Here is a 20,104-nt window from a genome sequence, read left to right on the forward strand (position 1 = left end):
GTTCTCATCTTGTTCCCCTAATACCATTATATCATTGTTTTTTACTAATGCAACCAAATTTGTTTACGTTAGTATACATCCAACAACATTAGGTATGCTCTTTATCACCCATTTTGCGCATCAGCTGCCGTACTTTCGCATCCGTATCAGACCCGACAGAAGGCGTGTATACGCTGCATCTGAGGTCAGTTCGGCCTTGAACCTGCAGTGTCGTCAGATCGAAGAACATTTTACCCACCTTGGCATGCCGGAATTCGATAAAAACTTCAGGGGCGGAGCTGACATCGCTATGATCCCAGAACTCGCGAAAATCCGCATTGCGTTCACTCAGACGCCTAATGAATTCGCTGTACCAGTTGTCCCCTAAATATTGACCGTAATAGGAACGAAACATCGCCAGAAACCCCCGTACAAAATCGCTCCAATTTACAGCAAGCGCCTTTAACTCTTTACGTGTAAAAAGCAGCCAAATCATATTGCGCTCTTCCAGCGGGATTTGCTCAAAATCAAGAAAGACACCTGCAGCAGCCTGATTCCAACCGACAATACTACATCTGCGATCGGAGATGATCATCGGGCAATCGCGCAGTTCGGTTAAAATGCGGTTCAGCGCAGGACTGACCGTTGGCGCACTGTCCACGACATTTGTTGGCGCAGGCTGCTCAAGGGCGAGCATGAATAAGTACTGGCGTTCATCTTCATTGAGCTGCAAAGCAAAGGCAATCCGATCCAACACTTGAACCGACATCTTGATATCTCTGCCTTGTTCCAACCATGTATACCAGGTCGTGCTGACACCGGCAATCGAGGCGACTTCTTCTCTGCGCAGTCCCGGTGTCCTCCTTCTGCTCCCGGCCAAAAGTCCCGCTTCACTTGGCTGAATTTTCGCGCGGTGTGCGGTAAGAAACTCAGACAGGGCTTGCATTCTTTCCTTCGTGTTCATCGGCTAACATCCCTTCAGCATCATCCTAGAACATATTATACCAGGATAAACAATAACTTGTAATAGGATAAGAACTGTGACAATCTAAGAAATAAGATGGCAAAAGTTCAAACTCTAAGGAGGGTTAAAGTATGAAACGCGTAGTCATTACAGGTATGGGGGTTATTACTCCCATCGGGAACGATGTGGAGACGTTCTGGATACATTTGATCGAGGGTAAATCAGGTATCTCGAAGATAGATACGATGGATGTATCTGCTTATAAAACCGATTTTGCCGGGATAGTTCGGGGCTTTGACCCGGCTGCGGCTGTAGGCGGCCGTGAAGTTCGCCGTATGGATCGGTACTGTCAATTTGCCGTAGCGGCTGCCAAGCAAGCTTTGGACGATGCCGGGCTTGTTCTTGATGAGCACAACGCGGAAAGAACCGGTGTCTACATCGGCTCCGGCATCGGCGGCATCCATACGATGCTCGAAAACTATCGCACGCTGATGACACGCGGGCCAAGCCGGGTTAGCCCGACCGTCGTGCCGATGATGATCGCCAATATGGCTGCGGCGCAGGTCAGCATCATGTTCGGCGCCAAGGGGCCTGTCTTGGCGCCGGTAACGGCCTGCGCGACGGGCAACAACTCCATCGGCGAGGCCTTTAAGCTGATCCAGCGCGGAGGCGCGGACGCTGTCATTGCCGGAGGCGCCGAAGCGACGGTCACCGACCTCGCGCTGGCGGGCTTCGGCAATGCGACGGCGCTGTCGACGCGCTGTGAAGCGCCGGAGCAGGCGAGCCGCCCGTTCGATGCGGAGCGCGACGGGTTCGTCGCCGCCGAAGGTGCCGGCGTGCTCGTGCTGGAGTCGCTCGAGCATGCCGAGCGGCGCGGAGCCCGGATCCATGCCGAGCTCGTCGGCTATGGATCGACCTCGGACGCCTACCACATTGTGGCGACCGATCCTGAAGGCTCGGGGGCTTACCGAACCATGCGCGAAGCGCTCGCCGACGCTGGGCTGGCGCCGGAGGAGCTCGGCACGATCAACGCCCATGCGACGAGCACGATTGCCGGCGACCTGTCGGAGACGCTCGCGATCAAGCGTTTGCTCGGCAGCCGGGCGCATGAAGTGCCGATCAGCGCGAACAAGTCGATGATCGGTCATATGCTTGGCGCAGCCGGCGGGGTCGAAGCCGTCGCATTGATCAAGACACTCCAGGACGGCATCATCCCGCCGACCATTAATCTGGAGCATCCTGATCCGCAATGCGATCTGGACTATGTCCCCCTGAAAGCGCGGCGCGCCGAGCTTCAGATCGGGTTATCCAACTCGTTCGGCTTCGGCGGTCATAACGCTGTACTCATCTTTAAAAGGTTCGAATAGTCAGCAGGGTTGTGATCGCGATCGATGCCTTTTCTAATCCCTCTTCTTTATTGTAATTACTTTAGTAAACTGTTATTATCATATTGTTAACTAATGTTTACTTACGCACATGATGAGGGTGAGAGGGCATGTATTTTTACGATAAGTTGAAAGATATGCGTAAATTGAAAGGCTTCACCATTCGGGAGCTGGCCGACCGCTCCGGCGTTTCAGCCGCTTATATTTCACAACTGGAAAACGGAAATCGCGGCATTCCTTCCCCGGACGTGTTGATGAAACTGTCCGAAGGCCTAAACAAATCATACTCCGAGCTCATGGAAATCGCAGGGTATCTGGAATCCGCACCATCTGAGCAAACTGCGCAGCATCAAAGCAGTCCAGTGAACTTACGCCGATTTCTCCGTGAAAATGATTTGATGTTCGATGGCGTTGTACTTACACCCGAAGATAAGGAATGGATTGAGCGGATGCTGACTGTGCTATTCTGGAAGGAACGGCAGCTTAGTAAAAGCGACGATAATTTGTCCGGCGATAACTAGCACACAAAAGCGGTTGAGCAATTTCTCGCTCAACCGCTTATTTTACTCAGGCATCCCCTGTTCATTCAATTTGTATACCATCCAAGATGCCGGGACTATACTGCTGAAATCGGATTGAGGGATTAGAATCAGCTCATGAACTTTCGTTATACGATCTAGCGTGAAGCCTTCCGATATCTTGAACCTGGTGAGGCGGCCTGTCTTGATATCGCAGATGACCATCTCATTGTGAGCATCAGGCGCATCGTATCCGTTAGCGGTTTGAAAGGTGAGATAGAGCTTCCCCCGATCCATCTGCACTTTGCTCATATTCGCATTCAACTGCCAAAATAGCGGTGTGACTTCACCATCGTTCAAATCGATTCTTAACAATCTAAAGCCTTGAATCAGATACAGCATTCCAAGTTCGTGATCAAGCGCATAGGTGTTTTCGCCTTTTGGCGTGGATACATAAATGCCGTCGGGCTGCGTTCGCGGAAACGATATTTCCTTTAACCAATGACCTTTGATGTCAAATACATGAATCCGGTCATCTAGAACCAACAGCACTTTGTTCGAATATGGAATGATTTTAGCCGTGCCTGCCATATTCGTCATCGCGCCTGTAAAATGTGTAAGTACGGTCTGTTTATTCGGATCGTATACATACAATCGGTTTGACTGGAATACCCATTGCATGCGATTAGAATCCTCATAGAAACCTTCCGGAGATGCGGCGATCTCTTCTTTTGGGAGCTTATCGACTGTTATTGGAGCCGCAGGCTGAAGTGAGACTTGCTCCAGAAGCATCGTATAGGAAGCCACGCCTTGAAGTCCTTCTACATTCAACAGCTTGCCGTCGTCAGTAAAAAATAACTTCGTGGGCATTGGGAAATTCACCTGTTCGATCATTCCAAAACGGTCGTCCAGCTTCAGGATACGATTATGATACGTATCTGCTACATACCAGAAACCATCTACTTTCGCGAAGTCCGCAGCTGTGGTACAAATCACATAATTGCTCGTAGTGCAGTGCGTTTTGACAGGCAATCGTCCAAGCTCTTTTAACCCTTGAACCCCGTCCCATTGCTCCATCCTTTCATCCGTAAGCACATGCCATTCATCACCTGATTTACGCACCACATGCGTACTCGCTATGTCCCCGCTTCCTAAATAATCTCTCTGCTTTAACGCATTTCGCAAGCCCTCCGGTATCGCATCGTCATTCAACGCATCAGTTACAGAAGACGGGATTTGGGGGAATTTCATAAATATTTCTTTACTCGCCGTGTCCTGCTTCTCGGCTTTGACCATGCGTCCCGGCTGGAGCATTCTCATCCAAAGGGCTGGTCCCGCTGCTTCCGAACGTGTGTTCATCACATCGTTCAAGGAGAGGTATTGCTTCACCCCCTCTTTTTCACCTTGCACGACCATGCCAGAACGGGTCAACTTGGAGATGTCAGCAACCGGTACAGCCGCCTCATGCTGCTCCGGATACTCGATTCCTTCATTCATCGGGTACGATATCGTTTGCAGAAGTCCTTCCTTCATCCGAACAAAACTTAACCCGCCAACTAATGTCCAGCCTTCTTCCATAAGCTTTGGCGCAAGCGAGAATGGTGTCGGGCTGTTTGCAGGCAGCAGGATCCCCTTGAGCGATCCTTCTTGGACGTTCATAATACTTAACAGTATCGCATTCGATCCTGAATACGGGGGCTGCGAGCGAAGAGACTCATCTACCGTAATTGATTGAGCCTGTCCAAGCTTATAGCCGGATAAACGGAAAATGCTCGGGCTCAACTGGCCGTTCTGATACACGAGAAGACCTCGTTCATCCTCCATAACGAACAGGTTGTTATATTCATGAACACGGTCAAAGACGGCCTGATCAGCGCTTATTGCCCCTAATTGCTTCCCCTTTGGATCTTTCATAATAGAATAATCATTTACAAAAAATTGGCCTTTCCCTTGACCGTTGATCCAAAATTCTTGGTAAGAATCCGCTTTCTTTTCAAGAAAGAGCGCACCTAACGGCTTATTGGAAAATCTAACGGCTTGCACCTCTTCGGGCGCCAGCTGCAGCTCCCCCAACCTTTTCAATGGGTTGCCGGCTGCCGCCGTTAGATTGATTTCGTACCAATCCCCTTGTTTTCGATTGCTTTCGGAGCCCGTAGAAAGACCAATGTAGGCGGTTTTTCCGTCCCTCCACACATAACCGGTTCTTGCTGAAGGAAAGCTAAGCGGAATGTTTTGAAAACCGGATCCGCCTACCACCTCGTAACGGATTTGATTATTTTGGATATAAACGATTTGCTTATCATTATGTAATAGAATCAACGGCTCGCGAGAATCGGTAGTAAAACGGCGCTCAGCGATTTTCCAGTCACGAATTTCAGATAACCTTTTTTCCAGCTCAGCGGGTGCAGGTCCAGAAGGTGTTGGTGTAGGAGGAGGTGTCACCGTTGGCTGTACGGCACGCAAAACATCATTCAGACGATCATTCGTGCGCCCCCATGTGAAATAGCCAATAATCAGAATCACGCCTAAGAACAATCCGACCGTTCCACCTATCCATAGCTTCCTGTTCAATCCTGCACCTCCTTCAACCCATTATTGTTCGACCGAAGAGCGTTTTCATATGAACCTGATTTCTATATTCTACCATACGAATGAGTCGGGAGAACTAGTAGTTTCTGAAAAAAGTGAATTTTAACACAATATTCGGGAATGAACAAAAAGAGGACCACATCCCCGTTCGTGTCGGGAAAGGATCCTCTTATACGTATTAGCCTTTATTTGATTGTTTTCAACAAACGCTTTGCCGTTCCATTCTGCGTATCGATGATTTCATACACATTCACTGTGAAAGGATAACTGAATTGATCCGAAGCAATATTGCTCGCATCGAGCGTTTGTTTGCCGCTAATCAGTTTATTTACGCCTGTGAAGGACGCATCCTTAGAACCAACTACGCGTCCGGCGGTATCGACGATCTCAAATCTGATTTTGGAGAAATTGTTGTCCACGACAACGTTCTCTTTTTGCTGAATGTCGAGGTCAAGACGGAACTTGTACGTATACGTCAGAGCTGCTGTAGTCTGTGTATTGACAGTCACATCGTTGAACTTCAAATCGAACGGATACATCGAGATCATGCCGCCAGTTTCTTCATCCTGCACATTCGTTTGCAAAGAAGCGATCGTGGTCGTATAAGGGGCAGCTGATTGGCCATCAAGCAGTTTCAAGGTGAAACCCGTACTTGTTTCGGTTTGCGGAACGATATATGAGTAGCTTACCACATAGCTAAGACCAGGATTCATCATCGTTGTTACATTGGATTGGCGGGAACCTTGATAGGTTACGCCTTGGGCATTCGTTAATTCCGATAAGAAAGCCGGCGTAGCTGTAGGCACATCGCTCGTATTCGTCAATTTGAACTTGGCGACCGCTGTTTTATAACCTTCGCCCGGATTTTCATGCAGGTGAAGCTCCATCAGCGAGACTTCCGTCTTCTTGTCCACGACTTTCGTTAGAGCGTCAAAGGCGATCGGGGTGCCGATTGTATAAGCTGGCGCTGCAGTAGCTGTTTGATTGCTCTTTGGCCATTCGACGGCTACTTTTCCAGTCGCTAACGTCGTGGATTGACCTCCGCCTTTTGGTGTAAAGGTATCCGTAGATACAACGATGAGATTTGAAAAAGTTACGCCATTTTCAACAGGAATCGCGAAATGAATGTACTTTTTCTCTCCTGCTTCCAGCGCGACCGGATCTGCTTCAGAGCGTTTACCTTCATACGATTTTTGTTCGGATTGCGCATCCAGTCGGAAAGCCGGGACGGTTTCGCGTCCCGCTCCCGGATTTTCAGCAAGTACAGTTACTACTGTCGCGCGGCCCGTACTCGTGTTTTGCATAGAAACTTCAACCGGTGTATACACAAGTCCTGAATTTACTCCCGGGATGGTAAAAGCTTGGCCCCAATTCAATATATCGAGCTTCTGGGGCGCCGCGCTTCCTGTACCATACCAGACAGCAGCGGTCGGCATCGCGAGCAAAGTCGTCTCTACCTTCGGATAGGAGTATATGTCCACATGAACGAAGGAAATTTGATCGATTTGCGTTACTTCTTTACTATCGATCGCGGCCATGTACACGAGCTCGCTAATTTCCTTTGGTTGCAGCGCATCTTTATTGCTTGCGCTTGGTTTCAACGTATATTCAACGCCGCTTGTTGTACGAACGCGAAGCTCATGCTCAGGCACACGGTTCTGTGCGGCTCCGCCGTTATACAAACGAATCGTTGCCGAAATCTGCGACCCTGTTGCAGTCGGTGTAACGGAAGCATTTTTAATCGCTGCGCGAATGTCGCTCGTTAATCCGTAGTTCACAGATGGAGCCGAGACGACTGACGTCGTCGCGTCAGCCGCAAGCACGGGAATGCCTCCTTGGACGATCATCGTGCCTAGAACTAATGCTGCCAATCCTGTTTTCCATGGTTTATTTTTCATGATTGTTGTACACTCCTCGTCTGATTTCGCAAGAATCTACTTTGCTGCTGTTGTGGCTGTGGGTTGCTGCGAACTCTCTACTTTTTGTCCGTCTTTCAAGGTGTTTTGTCCTGTGACGACTAATTCCTCGCCGTCTTTAACGCCATCCAGCACCTCTTGATATTCACCGCTAATACGTCCTAGTTTTACTTCACGCTTCTGATATTGATCTCCTTGTTTCACAAAGACAAAGGTATTCGACTCTTCACGAATCACGCTTATCGTCGGTATGGCAACGACTTGTTCTTCCGTTTCCGTCGTAAGTTGTACCATGAAACGTTTGCCCGGCTGCAGCAGATGATCCGCATTCGGAACTTCCAGTTCCAATGTAAATGTTTTGGTCGTAGCGCTCATGATCGGCGCCAGATAGCTGATTTTGGCGGTTCCTTTTTTATCCGGTTCGTCCGGGTTATAGTAAACAAGCTCTTGTTTGCCTTTAACCAGCTGATAATTCGTTTCGGACAATTCCGTCTTGATTTTAATCGGATCCACTTGCTGCACCTGTCCGACTTTACCCGCGGCTGCAGATACATTCTGGCCTACCACGATGTTGAAGTCCGTTAATATACCGCTCCCTGGTGCTTTAATACTATAATTATCCAGTGCCCGCGTTGCATCTTCCAAGTTCAAACTTGCCGATTCCGCTTGCGTTTGCGCCGCGGAAATCGAGTCGGTGTTATCGAAGGCGGACAGCTTGTTTTGTGCGGATTCCAAGTTCATCTGCGCATTGTCAAGCGCTTGCTTGGATTGATCGACTTGGTGCTGAGTGACTAGACCGGAATCATAATCATTGCGCATTTTATTGTAATCTTGCTGCGCATTCTTATGAGCCGTCTCGGATCTCGTCACATTGTCTGCCAAGTCTTTGCGATTATTGACTTTGTTATCCTTGGCCTGCTGCAGAGTTTCCTGGGCGCTGCGGAGAGAAAGCTCGCTCTTCCGTTTCGCGGAAACAGCATCTTTACTGTCGATCACGAATAGAACGTCGCCCTTCTCCACATACTCTCCGCGCTTCTTCAAAACTTCCGTGACTTCACCGTTTGCTTTGGCGATGACATCCAATGTCGTGCCCGCGGATACATCCGCTACCTGCTCGATCGGATTGCTGATTTTTCGCTTGGCAATGACCTCGGTTTTGACCGCTCTTGGCGCTAGCTGCGCCGTGGCAGGCCCGGCGCCCCCCGGAACCGAGCATCCTGATGCCAATATGGCAGCCGCTGTCAACAGAGACAGAATAGATAATGAACGATATTTGAATTGCCGTTTCCCCGAACTAACCTTTTTCATCGATGTGTCTCTCCTCTTCTCTAAACCTCAACTGTGGCAGCTGCGGCATTCTCATTTTTCCCACCCCGTTTGAACATGCGGCCAAAGCGATTTTTCATGCTCTCGATCAGCTCATAGACGATCGGAACGACGACAAGCGTCAACAAGGTAGACGTGATGAGTCCGCCGATAACGACGATCCCGAGTCCTTTCCCGATCAACCCGCCTTCACCGGAGAGGCCAAGCGCTAAAGGAACCAGCGCCATGATAGTCGCTCCTGCTGTCATGATGATCGGTCGCAGACGCACTTTCCCCGCTTCTATCAACGCGTGTCTAACTGTGTAACCTTCTTCTCTAAGCTGCTGAGCGCGGTCGATCAGTACGATCGCATTCGTAACCACGATACCGATCAGCATCAAGAATCCGATCATCGACGTAATCGTCAGAGGCTCGCTTGCAATAACAAGACCGAGCAAACCGCCAATAGCGGCAAGCGGCAGCGAGAACAGGATGGCAAATGGCGCACCGGCGTTACCGAAGGCCAGCACCATGATCAAATATACGACGAATACGGCAGCACCCATGGCAACGAACAACTGTGTAAAGCTTTCGGCAATATCTTCCGATGCACCGCCGACCTGTGGAGATACGCCATCCGGCAATTCAACTTCCTTCATCGCGATAGCAAGCTTCTTACTGACGCCGTTTTTATCGCTTGCATTGATCTTCGCAGTCACTTTCACAATCTGCTGTTGATCTTCGCGTCCGAGTGAAGCTGCGCCTTCAACTTCATTTATTTTTGCAACTTCTTTTAACAAAACAGTAGAACCGGAAGAGCTTTTCAAAGGAATATTGCCAAGCTTTTCAAGTGTATTTTTATCGGTGATCTCCAAAGATACGGTTGTGGTATAGACCAGATTGTCAAATTTCAGATCACCCAGTTCCTGCTTTTGGATCCAGGCGCGAGCCGTATCCCGGACCGTCATCGAACTCAGGCCATAAGCTCTCGCTTTATTCTGATCGACTGTAATCTCGATTTCCGATTTCGAATCGCTCAGGTTATCTTCAACTTCACTGAGTTCCGGGAAAGTATTCAGCTTTTCTTTAACCAATGCGGCAGCTTTCTCTAATTGAAGCTGATCTTCGCCTTTCAACGTATACTCAAAGTCGGTAGAGGAGACGCCATTATCGCCTTCCATAGCTTTCGGCTCGACTTCAGAGCCGGCAGGAAGCTCGGATAAAATGAATGTTTTCATTTGATCCTTCACTTGATTCGGATCAACTTTATCATTGACTTCCACGAAGATCTGGGCAGCATAAGGGACTTGCTGCTCATCATCTCCAGCATAACCGATCAATCCTTCCACGAATTTAAATACCGGTTCGCCATGGGAGTCTTTGGTTTCCATCAATGCGTTTTCGATTTCCTTCGTCTTGGCATCAGTAGCGTCAAACGAAGTTTCCTTAGGCAGCTTTAATTGGAAATACATCGTTTTGGATGGCTCCGAATCCGGTATAAAAGCAACTGACAGCATCGGGATTGAGCCGCCGACGGTTACGACCAGTAATAAGCCCGCTATGAGCAGAGACTTAATTCTGTTCTTCAAACTCCAAGTCAAGACCTTTTCGTAGAACAAACTCATTTTGCTTGGTTCATCGTGATGCACTTTCCCCGGCTTTGCGCGCAGAACGAGCAATTTGGCAAGCATGGGAATTACCGTTAGAGCAACGATTAAGGATGATAGCAGAGCGCATGCGATCGTTAATGCAAACGGTCTGAAGAATCCGCCGATAACTCCCGTTACCAATCCGAGTGGAGCAAATACGCCTACTGTTGCCAAAGTGGATGAAGTAATCGCCATAGCCACTTGACTTGTTGCCAACGCAATAACCGATTCTTTGCGTTCCTGCGCTTTTTCCAGCGAAGCATAAATATTCTCGATTACGACGATGGAATCATCCACTACGCGGCCTACTGCAATAAAGATACCGCCGAGCGTCATTGTATTCAACGTTAATCCGAGCGTAGACATCAACAACAATGTAATCAGAATTGATAACGGAATAGATACGAGAACGATGAGCGTCATCCTTACGTTGCGCAAAAAGATCAGAATCATCAGAGAAGCCAAAATGGCGCCTACGATACCTTCACGAATAAGACCGGAAATGGATTCGCTTATCTGATCCGCGCTATCATACGTATTTTTGAATATAACGTTCGGCATCGTTGTCTTCCAATCGTGAGTCAGCTTCTCGATAGATTCCGAGAATTCAACGGCGTTGGCGCTGCCCGCTTTATACAAAACCATGCCTATCGCAGGCTTACCATCCAACCGGCCTTTAAAGTCAGATTCCGAGATCGACTTTACTTTCGCCACTTGAGAGAGTTTGATGATGTCTCCCGCGGATGTTGTAATTTCAATCTGTTCCAAATCATATAAACTTGTGATATCGCCTGTAACACGGGTCATTTTATCGTTCCCGCTGATCTTGACGCTTCCGATCGGACTTTTGGAGACAGCGGCGCTTATTGCTGAGCTGACTTGAGACGGCGACAGACCGTATAAATTGAGTGCGTCGGCATCCAGTTCGATATCGAGCGAAGATTCGCGAGCACCGATAATATCCATATGATCAATGCCTTTAAGTCCTTCAAGTCCCGGCTTGATCTCATCTTTGAACAGCTTATCCAGTTCAGTTTGGCTCATGCCGTTGTCAGCATAAGCGACCAAATAATTGGTAGGGAAGGATGACGCACCAAATGTGGATGCTTTAGGCGTACCTGCAGCAGCCGGCAAACTGACCTCGGCAAGCATATCCTGGACATCCTGTTTCTTTTTGTCGATGACCGCATCTTGTTTGAACATCATTATTATCGTGGAGAAATTATCGCTCGACGTCGAGGTCATGGAATCCAAATCTTCGATATTGGCCAATTTCTTCTCGATCGGATCTGTAATTTCATCCATGACGTCCTTCGGCGCTCCCGTATAAGTCGTCGTTACAACTACAACGGGGAAAGAAACGTCCGGCATATTCTCTACCTTCAGCTGGGAAGACGAATAAAATCCGCCTATAAATAGCATGATCATAATGATAAACAGCGCTGAGACGTTCTTCATGGAAAACTGTGTAAGTCGATTCATTCCTGCACTCCCCTCATATCAATAACACTAGAATCAAGATACAAGTCGAATATGAACTCAATATGAACAAAAAATAAAAACCTTGGAAATTTTCATTTTCCAAGGTTTCACTAATTATGTTGTTTAGGAGGATAGGCCACGGTAGGAAGAGTTATCACGAATAAAGTGCCTTCCCCGGGTTCACTTCGAACTTCAATCATGCCCTTGTGAACCTCTATAATTTTCCGCGCAATAGACAGTCCCAAACCGTTCCCGCCGTTTTCACGCTGCCTGGACTGGTCGGCTTTATAGAATCGATCGAAAATCCGGTCCTGATCTTCTTTGCGGATCCCGATTCCATTGTCTTGGATCAGCACATGAACGCGATCTGTCTGAACTTCCAGCTTGATTCGGATCTTACCGTGAGGCGGCGTGAATTTGATCGCATTGCCCAGCAGATTCATCCACACCTGATTCAACTGATCGGCATCCGCCGTTATTTTCACTTTGGGCAAATCCAGGTCCAGCTCCAGCTGTTTATCCGACCACTGCGGTTCATAGAAAACGACAACGCGACGAAGCTGTTCGTCTAAATCAAACGTTGTAGGCAGAAAAGGATGATGCTCGGATTCGAGAGAAGCCAGCTTCAACAAATTTTCGCTTAATCTGGATAACCTCTCGCTTTCCCGTTCAATGATTTCCAAATATCGATGGCGATCTTCCTCTTGAATGTCAGGCTGACGTAAAGCCTTGGAGAAGCCACGGATCGAGGTGAGCGGCGATTGGATCTCATGAGAAACGTTGGAAACGAAGTCCTGCCTCATCTGTTCAAGCTGCTTCAGCTCGCCGGCCATATGGTTAAAGCCCTCAGCCAGCAGCCCAATCTCGTCTTTTCTTTTCACTTTTACATAGACGTTGAAATTTCCTCTGGCTAACCTGTTGGTCGCTAACGTTAGTTTTTTTATCGGACTTACAATATATCTTGAAGCTATTAAGATTAGAAAGCTGCCAATAAGTAAGACGATGATCAGCACCGTAACGAGCGAGGTTCGGATTTGATTTCGCGTTTCCTCCGAGAATTTTGGAGCTACGAATAGGGCATATTGTTTACCGTCTACCTGGAGATGAAGCCCTACATTTACCTTCGCCGGATCTTGAAATTTACCGTAATCCAAATTCATTTTTTTTAAAGTCTGTCCTTCAAGAACCATCTTTACTTCTTCAGGCTTAACATGCATGAAATGATTATTTTGCATACCGAATGCGGTGGGATTGCCGTCACTATCAAACAAAGTCAAGGCGTAACTATCGGTCAGATTCGTGCTCTCTTCCAGGAAAGATTCCAGATCTTTCGGCTCGAATTCCTTGCTCATTTTGACAAGCTGATTCCCTACTTTAAGTAAGCCAGTCTCAACCTCTGTCGTGATTACATCCGTATAAAGGAACATGGCAATAGGAAATGCAAGAAGCACACTGGTTACAACAACAGCTGAAAATGTTAGCACGACGCGTAAATACAACGTCTTGATCATACTTTCACCTCAAGGCGATAACCAAGTCCCCGGATGGTCGCAATATGAAATTGTTCAGTCAGCGGTTCGAAACGCTCCCGCAATCGTTTGATGTGAACATCCACGGTTCGCTCATCGCCTTCGTAATCCATTCCCCATATTTGCTCAATAAGCTGAGCGCGAGTAAAAATCTGCGCCGGATAGCTGGCCAACTTGTACAGCAATTCAAATTCCTTAAGCGGAAGATCGAAGCGCTTATCCTGTAGACGCACCTCTAACGCTTTGCGGTCAATAATGATGTCCCCGATATGGATCGTCTGAGAGGAGGCAATGCGGTATCGTTTTAACAGCGCTTTGACCCGCATCACCAGTTCCACAGGATCGAAAGGCTTGACCACGTAATCGTCAGTGCCGAGCTGAAACCCTTTCACCTTATGTACAGACTCTCCCTTGGCCGTTACCATGAGTAAGGGCAGATCGCTGTATTGCGCTCTAAGCTCACGGCATAAATCCCAACCGTCCATTAAAGGCATCATGACATCCAAAACAACAAGATCAGCTTGAGTCGTTTCCAATAATTTGAGCGCTTCCTGCCCGTTGCTGGCTTCAATTACCTTCAAACCTTCGCCAACCAAATAGACTCGAATCAACTCCCGGATTCCCGGATCGTCATCCACCACCATGATTCTGGCCATGCCTGGTTCCGCCTTTCCTTCTGGGCACTCGGGTGCTTACAAGTATGCGATCGGGTCTTTGGAGCCCGCTTCTTCAAAGCCTTTCAAACGCAGTCGGCAGCTATCGCACTCTCCGCATGCTTCTGCTTTTCCGTTGTAGCAAGAAGTTGTCAGTTCATACGGAACGCCAATCTTGAGTCCTTCCTGAATGATTTGCGCTTTCGTCCAGTTGATCAGCGGCGTCTCAATCGTAATTCCTTTACCTTCAACGCCAACTTTCGTTGCTAATGCAATCACTTCTTCGACTTTGTTAATAAACTCCGGACGGCAATCCGGATAACCGCTGTAGTCGAGCGCATTGACGCCGATATAAATAGCTTCGGAGCCCGTGACTTCCGCGTAAGACGTAGCGATAGACAGGAAAAGCAGATTGCGGCCAGGCACATAAGTGACTGGAATTTCAGATGCTTCTGATCCGGTTGTGCCGCTCACTACATTGGGCACATCGATGGAATCGTCCGTCAGCGCGCTGCCTCCGAAATCACGAAGGAAATCAAGCTTGATGATTTTATGACGGTTGCTAACGCCGTAATGCTCAGCAACTTGCTTGGCATTCTCGAGCTCGATCCGATGACGCTGGCCGTAATCAAAAGAGATCGGGTACAGATCGTACCCTTTTGCTTTTGCAAGTCCCATACAGGTTGTGCTGTCGAGTCCTCCGCTTAGGATGACGACTGCTTTTTTGCTGCTATTAATTAAGCTGTTGCTCATATAAGACACCTCGATTTAAGTTCAAATTAGCGCTTTCGCGCTGTTGCTCGCTACTCAAACCCCCCGCATCGCAGGGTCCCAAATGATTTTGTGAAGCTGCATATTCAGCTTCACCTTCGATAGCCCGGCGGCAAGCATCAGTTCGACAAGCTTGCGCGGCGGCATCGTCTCCCACACCGGGCTGAACATTGGCAGCGCCTTCGTCGGATGCTGCTCGAGCACGCGGACAGCGGTCTTGAAGTCGTCCTCGCTGCCGATAACGAACTTCAGCTCGTCCTGCTCGCGCAGCAAACGGAAGTTGCCCATAATCATCTGCCCCATCTCGCCGGAATCGGGCAGCTTGAAGTCCATGATGTATCGCACCTTCGGCGATGCGATACGCTCCACGAACGGCGCGAGATCAATCGCGCCGTTCGTCTCGATGTGCAGGTCGTCGACCTGCTCGAGCGCTGCGAGCGCTTCGATAAGAGCTAGCGACTTCTCGCCGTACAGGAGCGGCTCGCCGCCGGTGAGGCAAATATGACGGGAGCGGTACGTGCTAACCTCGCTGAGAATCTCGGCGATGGTCATCGTGCGCTCCGCTTCCGCGGGCGGGTAGCTGTATTTGGTATCGCACCACGTACAGCGCAGGTTGCAACCAAAAAGACGGACGAAGACCGTGGGGAACCCGGCACGGGTTCCTTCGCCTTCAACCGTCTCGAAAATCTCTACCATCGGAATGCGGATATCACGCATTACTCTTCCTCCTCCATCATCGAGCGCGTGACGGCCGCGTAGCTGGTCGGCGTTTCCCACAGCCGAATTTCCTCCAGCTGAATCGCAGGATAAAGCTGCTCTTCCACAAGTCCTTGCTGAATTTGCTCGTACATCCAGACGACCATATTCTCAGCCGTTGTATTCATCGGCGGCAGTACGTCATTCAAATATTTATGATCTAATCGATCGATGACACGGTCCTTCGCAATACGTTTAATATCTCCAAAATCTATAGCGATCCCCCGGCTGTCTACTTTGCCGCGCATAATGACTTGCAGCTTATAGGTATGCCCGTGCAGATTTTTACATTTTCCCTCATAACAGTGCAGATGATGCGCACTATCAAACGTAAACTCCTTGGAAACCAATACGGATTTGTGATGATATTTTAGTTGACTCTCTTCGATGTCGCGCCCCAAAACTTGTACATCTCTTGGGATTTCATAACCCATATCTATCACCTCATCTTTGAAAAAACAGTACTCTACATTATATCATGTAACATGCGCTTCTCACAATCCAAAGCGAAGAGACTTTGAGCTCCACCCAAAGATCCCTATATATGGTATAATAGTTCCTGTTTATTTAGTTAAAACTCATACATAGTTATCGTACAAAGGAGCTTTATGTTTATGACAACGGTGCCATTGCCGCCTGCTTATATAGAACGTATGAAAGATCTGCTGGGAGAAGATGCAGAGGCTTTCCTGCAAAGCTATCATCTGCCGCGAACACAAGGATTGCGCATGAATCCTTTGAAAATCAGTCATGAATCCCCTATCTCACAACAGCTTATCCGGGAATTTAACCTAGAACCTGTTCCATGGTGTCCTACAGGCTACTATTATGATGAGAGCTCACGCCCCGGCAAACATCCTTATCATACCGCAGGTCTCTATTACATTCAGGAACCGTCAGCCATGTCCGCTGTCGCCATTTTGGACCCAGCCCCCGGTGAAGCTGTGCTTGATCTAGCGGGAGCTCCTGGCGGTAAATCAACTCAAATCGCCGGCTGCATGCAGGGGCAGGGGTTACTTATCGCCAATGAAATTCATCCGGCACGGGCGAAAATTTTATCCGAGAATATCGAGCGTATGGGCATTGCGAATGCGGTGGTGACGAGTGCTGCTCCAGATAAACTTGCACAGCGGTTCCCGGCTTTCTTTGATAAAATCATGCTGGATGCCCCCTGCTCGGGTGAAGGCATGTTCCGCAAAGACCCCGATGCCATAGCCGAATGGTCACCGGATCATGTGCGTATGTGCGCAGCACGTCAAATGGATATTTTGCCGGATGCTGTTGCCATGCTAAAATACGGAGGATTACTCGCTTATTCAACCTGTACATTTAATCGTGAAGAAAATGAAAGTACAATTGAGGAGCTGCTGCACCGTTATCCCGAAATGGAGCTGCTCAAGACGGAGCGTATTTGGCCGCATAAACAAAGAGGCGAGGGGCATTTCGTTGCCTTACTGAGGAAAAATCTTTCGGATTTACAGGAAGAATCCAACCTGGAAAAGACGAATACAAAAGGGATAGCGCGTGGTAGAGGCAATCAGAACAAACCTGCCAAAACGAACAAACATGCCGCAGATGCCTTACTTCAATTCGAGAATTTCTGCAAAGTTGTTATACCGGATTATTCACGCGGCTGCGTGGAGCCTTTACTATTTGGCGATCAGCTTTATTTATTGCCTTCTACCGAAACCTTCGGGAGTGGGCAACTGGATGGACTGAAGGTTCTTCGACCCGGGCTGCATGTAGGCGAGCTGAAGAAAAACCGTTTTGAACCTTCACATGCCTTGGCTTTGGCTTTAACAGCGCGGGAGCTGCATACCGCAAGAACATATCGGATCGCTGCTGATTCACAAGAAACTGAGGCTTATTTGCGCGGTGAAGCTCTTTTTACAGATCGAACTGAGAACGGATGGGTTATTGTAACCATAGACGGTTTCCCTCTTGGATGGGGTAAGGAAAGCGAAGGACAAATCAAAAATCATTATCCTAAAGGCTTACGCCGTACGTTCTGAGGCCAGTCCAAATGGCTGTGAATTTCCTGGATCCGCTCATTTTCTTCGCGTAAATCCGTTTCGATTAAGCCAATCAACCGCTCGATCTGATCAACGACTGAATCTGGGAGATCGATCTCTTCGAGCGATTTGACAATATAAAGCAAGCATTGGAGAGTCTCATCCATGAGGCTCTTTTTTTTGCCGGTCAACACTACTTCAGATAAAAAAATAAGATGACTTAATTCTTTTTGAGTCATTTTCAAGAGGAACATCCCCTTTCTTGCTTCCATTATCCAACATTTTACGACAGTGTGAAAGAGCAGCTTGACATTCATAACTATAACATTTATGATTACAGTAAATTATTACCTCAAGAGTTACAGTTTGGTCCAAATGAATGAGATGCTTGGTAACACAGCTGCTTTCCTCGAAAAGCCTTCGTTGGAAGCATTTTTTTCAAGCTAAACTGTATACTTTCTTGGCACAGTAACACAATAAAAAGAATTCATTTTATTATTGGAGGGAATCCTATTATGAGTAGCCAACAATCTGTGCAGTCCGAAGTTTTAAAAGTCTTGAGCGACCGCCGTTCCGTGAAACAATACAAATCAGGACACAAAATGCCCAAGGAAGATCTGGAGCAGCTGCTCAAATCTGCTTCCGAAGCGCCATCTTCTTGGAACCTTCAGCATTGGAAGCTTCTCGTGATTGAAGATCAAGCACAGAAAGAAAAACTGCTTCCTATTGCTTACGGACAAAAGCAAATCATCGAGAGCTCAGTCGTCATCGCTGTCCTCGGTGACCTCGAAGCCAACAAAAACGCTCAACTCGTATTCGGCCCAGCTGTCGAAGGCGGATTTATGCCAAAAGAGTTGATGGATAACCTTGTAGCTCAAATCGAAGGTGCTTATCAATATCCGCAAGTTGCTCGTGATGAAGCAATCCGTAACGCATCCCTTGCAGCTATGCAGCTTATGATTGCAGCTAAAGCAATGGGTTATGATACTTGCCCAATGGGTGGCTATGACGCGGCGAAATTCGTTCAAGAATTCAATGTCCCAGCTCGCTATGTGCCCGTTATGCTCATCAGCGTTGGCTTGGCTGCATCGCCAGCAAGACCGTCTGGTCGCCTTTCTTTGGATCAAATCACGGTTTCCAACTCGTTCTAATGATAAAAAGGCATGGCTCTCACCTAATCGTGAGAGCACATGCTTTTTTTTCAACCACTCAATGAATATGTTCAGTTTCGAACAAAATCTCATCGATCAATTTATTTCGGTAGAGCATGGAGAGGTTAAAGGTTTCGTATTCTTTTTCCTTATCCAATTCCTCAAGAAGCAGCGTTGCAATCAATTCACGATCATCGGAATCACCGGGGTGACGGAAATCGATAAATCCGGTCAATTGACGTTCGCTGATATCGACCGTAGCTGTACCAATCGGCAATCCGCCGTGTGACTGTTGATAAATTTCATAGGTAAGCGTATCCCCATCATCCCTTGCAAGTACAACCGTATAATCATCTCGATTCGGCGTCTGCAAATCCGACCAAATCGAATCTTCCTCTTCCAATAAATCGATATGAGTAAGCTCAATGGTATCGATGGTTTCCCCATTGTAATTCATATTGATAATAAACGTATCCGTTTCATCCTCATCGAAATCCGCAACAATCAACTCCGAAACATGATCCATTTCTTCGTCAAATGGGTCAAATTTCCACTCTATATCCCCTATGACATCGGTACCATATACATGAAGAATAGCCTCCGCTACCATCTCCGATTCCCTATCATAGATGTGATATTCCACTCGATTCCTCTTCTCGCTAACAATGACAAGCTCGTAACCCAACTGCCACTTACGTTCTTCAACCATGTCGACTTCATCATGGTTATCAGGATCAATATCATCAAACCGATTTTCGTCTCTGACCCACTCGTAATCCATTTCGTCATCATGCTCGCTATAGTCTTTTGACTCCCATTCAGACAAAGGTTGCTGCATAGCATGGTCTGTGGCGATAATAAAATCATAGTCACTGTACGTGACAAGCACCTCACACTCCCTAATCCCAAGCGCATCAACCAAATTCTGAATGTACGTTTGCAAAAAACCATACACCTGCTGCTTGTCCTCTGCGGAAATGGACTGCTCTTCCAGTTGGACCGATCCTGTGAGTCGATCTGACTCCCTGTAGACTAACGTTAACGTACCGACAAACTCTTCATTGCACATAATATCGCAGACTTCGCCGCCTGCAGTTTTCAGGTCTGGTCTAAGCAAGATACTAGCCACGACTTGACTCGCCTCCTCTACAGATCACTTATTCTCCTGTAGATTGTCCTACATCCGCCCAAAATATGAGTATTCAGGATAAACGTCTATACACATAAGTCCAAAGGATCATATAGTATACTAATTATCCAAGTGAGGGAGGTATTCAAATGTCCGCTGTAGGAGCTTACACATCCACGGGTGCCATCCTGGTGCTGTTCATTCTGTTAGTCATCATTTCCCGTTCTTTCCTTCTGTAAGACTCGTCATTCCGGGTTAATCCGGATACTTACATCGAAAAGAGACTGTCCCCCGTCAGATCGATGATAGAAGGGCA

At 47.8% G+C, this 20,104-nt stretch carries 17 protein-coding genes; 5 read left to right on the forward strand and 12 right to left on the reverse strand.

The window, feature by feature from the left end; genetic code table 11:
* Positions 1–88: 88 nt before the first annotated feature.
* The gene (locus ICC18_RS13060; protein ID WP_188174868.1) at positions 89–943 is read right to left on the reverse strand and encodes a helix-turn-helix transcriptional regulator; all 855 of its coding nucleotides are present in this window, start codon (positions 941–943) and stop codon (positions 89–91) included.
* Positions 944–1,074: 131 nt separating this feature from the next.
* Between ICC18_RS13060 and fabF the strand changes: the two genes are divergently transcribed.
* Both fabF and ICC18_RS13070 read left to right on the forward strand, forming a co-directional pair.
* Positions 1,075–2,310 (forward strand): beta-ketoacyl-ACP synthase II, encoded by a 1,236-nt coding sequence (gene fabF / locus ICC18_RS13065; protein ID WP_188174869.1) that lies wholly within the window; start codon positions 1,075–1,077, stop codon positions 2,308–2,310.
* 128 nt (positions 2,311–2,438) lie between these two features.
* Positions 2,439–2,849 carry a helix-turn-helix domain-containing protein gene (locus ICC18_RS13070; RefSeq protein ID WP_188174870.1) on the forward strand — a complete coding sequence of 137 codons (411 nt, stop codon included), beginning with the start codon at positions 2,439–2,441 and terminating at the stop codon, positions 2,847–2,849.
* Between the two features lie 42 nt (positions 2,850–2,891).
* On the opposite strand, the gene ICC18_RS13075 is transcribed toward ICC18_RS13070, so the two are convergent.
* From ICC18_RS13075 to queD, 9 genes are all read right to left on the reverse strand, one after another.
* On the reverse strand, positions 2,892–5,417 hold the full coding sequence (locus ICC18_RS13075) for a hypothetical protein (protein ID WP_188174871.1): 2,526 nt from the start codon (positions 5,415–5,417) through the stop codon (positions 2,892–2,894).
* Positions 5,418–5,620: 203 nt separating this feature from the next.
* The gene (locus ICC18_RS13080; protein ID WP_188174872.1) at positions 5,621–7,333 is read right to left on the reverse strand and encodes a hypothetical protein; all 1,713 of its coding nucleotides are present in this window, start codon (positions 7,331–7,333) and stop codon (positions 5,621–5,623) included.
* A gap of 36 nt (positions 7,334–7,369) precedes the next feature.
* Complete coding sequence (locus ICC18_RS13085; RefSeq protein WP_188174873.1) at positions 7,370–8,659, reverse strand: efflux RND transporter periplasmic adaptor subunit; 1,290 nt, start codon at positions 8,657–8,659, stop codon at positions 7,370–7,372.
* 20 nt (positions 8,660–8,679) lie between these two features.
* Positions 8,680–11,787 (reverse strand): efflux RND transporter permease subunit, encoded by a 3,108-nt coding sequence (locus tag ICC18_RS13090; RefSeq protein ID WP_188174874.1) that lies wholly within the window; start codon positions 11,785–11,787, stop codon positions 8,680–8,682.
* Positions 11,788–11,897: 110 nt separating this feature from the next.
* The gene (locus ICC18_RS13095) at positions 11,898–13,298 is read right to left on the reverse strand and encodes a sensor histidine kinase (RefSeq protein WP_188174875.1); all 1,401 of its coding nucleotides are present in this window, start codon (positions 13,296–13,298) and stop codon (positions 11,898–11,900) included.
* Complete coding sequence (locus tag ICC18_RS13100; RefSeq protein ID WP_188174876.1) at positions 13,295–13,972, reverse strand: response regulator transcription factor; 678 nt, start codon at positions 13,970–13,972, stop codon at positions 13,295–13,297. Before ICC18_RS13100 ends, ICC18_RS13095 begins: the two co-directional genes overlap by 4 nt.
* Before the next feature lie 36 nt (positions 13,973–14,008).
* Positions 14,009–14,722, reverse strand: coding sequence for a 7-cyano-7-deazaguanine synthase QueC (queC, locus tag ICC18_RS13105; RefSeq protein WP_188174877.1), 714 nt, complete (start codon positions 14,720–14,722; stop codon positions 14,009–14,011).
* A gap of 54 nt (positions 14,723–14,776) precedes the next feature.
* On the reverse strand, positions 14,777–15,457 hold the full coding sequence (locus ICC18_RS13110) for a 7-carboxy-7-deazaguanine synthase QueE (protein WP_188174878.1): 681 nt from the start codon (positions 15,455–15,457) through the stop codon (positions 14,777–14,779).
* Positions 15,457–15,930, reverse strand: coding sequence for a 6-carboxytetrahydropterin synthase QueD (gene queD / locus ICC18_RS13115; RefSeq protein ID WP_188174879.1), 474 nt, complete (start codon positions 15,928–15,930; stop codon positions 15,457–15,459). Before queD ends, ICC18_RS13110 begins: the two co-directional genes overlap by 1 nt.
* Before the next feature lie 180 nt (positions 15,931–16,110).
* On the opposite strand from queD, the gene ICC18_RS13120 reads away from it, so the two are divergent.
* Positions 16,111–17,508, forward strand: a complete 1,398-nt coding sequence (locus ICC18_RS13120) for an RsmF rRNA methyltransferase first C-terminal domain-containing protein (protein WP_188174880.1) — start codon at positions 16,111–16,113, stop codon at positions 17,506–17,508.
* Here the strand turns inward: ICC18_RS13120 and ICC18_RS13125 are convergent.
* Positions 17,478–17,747 carry a hypothetical protein gene (locus ICC18_RS13125; protein WP_223192582.1) on the reverse strand — a complete coding sequence of 90 codons (270 nt, stop codon included), beginning with the start codon at positions 17,745–17,747 and terminating at the stop codon, positions 17,478–17,480. The genes ICC18_RS13120 and ICC18_RS13125 overlap by 31 nt on opposite strands.
* Before the next feature lie 276 nt (positions 17,748–18,023).
* Here ICC18_RS13125 and ICC18_RS13130 point away from each other — a divergent pair, with 276 nt between their 5' ends.
* Positions 18,024–18,659, forward strand: a complete 636-nt coding sequence (locus tag ICC18_RS13130) for a nitroreductase family protein (protein ID WP_188174882.1) — start codon at positions 18,024–18,026, stop codon at positions 18,657–18,659.
* 58 nt (positions 18,660–18,717) lie between these two features.
* Here ICC18_RS13130 and ICC18_RS13135 read toward each other — a convergent pair whose 3' ends face one another.
* On the reverse strand, positions 18,718–19,788 hold the full coding sequence (locus ICC18_RS13135; RefSeq protein ID WP_188174883.1) for a hypothetical protein: 1,071 nt from the start codon (positions 19,786–19,788) through the stop codon (positions 18,718–18,720).
* 149 nt (positions 19,789–19,937) lie between these two features.
* On the opposite strand from ICC18_RS13135, the gene ICC18_RS13140 reads away from it, so the two are divergent.
* The gene (locus tag ICC18_RS13140) at positions 19,938–20,027 is read left to right on the forward strand and encodes a sporulation protein YjcZ (RefSeq protein WP_188174884.1); all 90 of its coding nucleotides are present in this window, start codon (positions 19,938–19,940) and stop codon (positions 20,025–20,027) included.
* The last annotated feature ends 77 nt before the right edge of the window (positions 20,028–20,104 follow it).

The organism is Paenibacillus sedimenti (genome assembly GCF_014534655.1).
Classification (GTDB): Bacteria; Bacillota; Bacilli; order Paenibacillales; family NBRC-103111; genus Paenibacillus_E; species Paenibacillus_E sedimenti.

Bases quoted from the DNA above. Each gene is read 5' to 3' on its own strand.
- ICC18_RS13060 (WP_188174868.1), bottom strand. From the start codon at position 943: ATGAACACGAAGGAAAGAATGCAAGCCCTGTCTGAGTTTCTTACCGCA.
- fabF (WP_188174869.1), top strand. From the start codon at position 1,075: ATGAAACGCGTAGTCATTACAGGTATGGGGGTTATTACTCCCATCGGG.
- ICC18_RS13070 (WP_188174870.1), top strand. From the start codon at position 2,439: ATGTATTTTTACGATAAGTTGAAAGATATGCGTAAATTGAAAGGCTTC.
- ICC18_RS13080 (WP_188174872.1), bottom strand. From the start codon at position 7,333: ATGAAAAATAAACCATGGAAAACAGGATTGGCAGCATTAGTTCTAGGC.
- ICC18_RS13085 (WP_188174873.1), bottom strand. From the start codon at position 8,659: ATGAAAAAGGTTAGTTCGGGGAAACGGCAATTCAAATATCGTTCATTA.
- ICC18_RS13090 (WP_188174874.1), bottom strand. From the start codon at position 11,787: ATGAATCGACTTACACAGTTTTCCATGAAGAACGTCTCAGCGCTGTTT.
- ICC18_RS13095 (WP_188174875.1), bottom strand. From the start codon at position 13,298: ATGATCAAGACGTTGTATTTACGCGTCGTGCTAACATTTTCAGCTGTT.
- ICC18_RS13100 (WP_188174876.1), bottom strand. From the start codon at position 13,972: ATGGCCAGAATCATGGTGGTGGATGACGATCCGGGAATCCGGGAGTTG.
- queC (WP_188174877.1), bottom strand. From the start codon at position 14,722: ATGAGCAACAGCTTAATTAATAGCAGCAAAAAAGCAGTCGTCATCCTA.
- ICC18_RS13110 (WP_188174878.1), bottom strand. From the start codon at position 15,457: ATGCGTGATATCCGCATTCCGATGGTAGAGATTTTCGAGACGGTTGAA.
- queD (WP_188174879.1), bottom strand. From the start codon at position 15,930: ATGGGTTATGAAATCCCAAGAGATGTACAAGTTTTGGGGCGCGACATC.
- ICC18_RS13120 (WP_188174880.1), top strand. From the start codon at position 16,111: ATGACAACGGTGCCATTGCCGCCTGCTTATATAGAACGTATGAAAGAT.
- ICC18_RS13125 (WP_223192582.1), bottom strand. From the start codon at position 17,747: ATGACTCAAAAAGAATTAAGTCATCTTATTTTTTTATCTGAAGTAGTG.
- ICC18_RS13130 (WP_188174882.1), top strand. From the start codon at position 18,024: ATGAGTAGCCAACAATCTGTGCAGTCCGAAGTTTTAAAAGTCTTGAGC.
- ICC18_RS13140 (WP_188174884.1), top strand. From the start codon at position 19,938: ATGTCCGCTGTAGGAGCTTACACATCCACGGGTGCCATCCTGGTGCTG.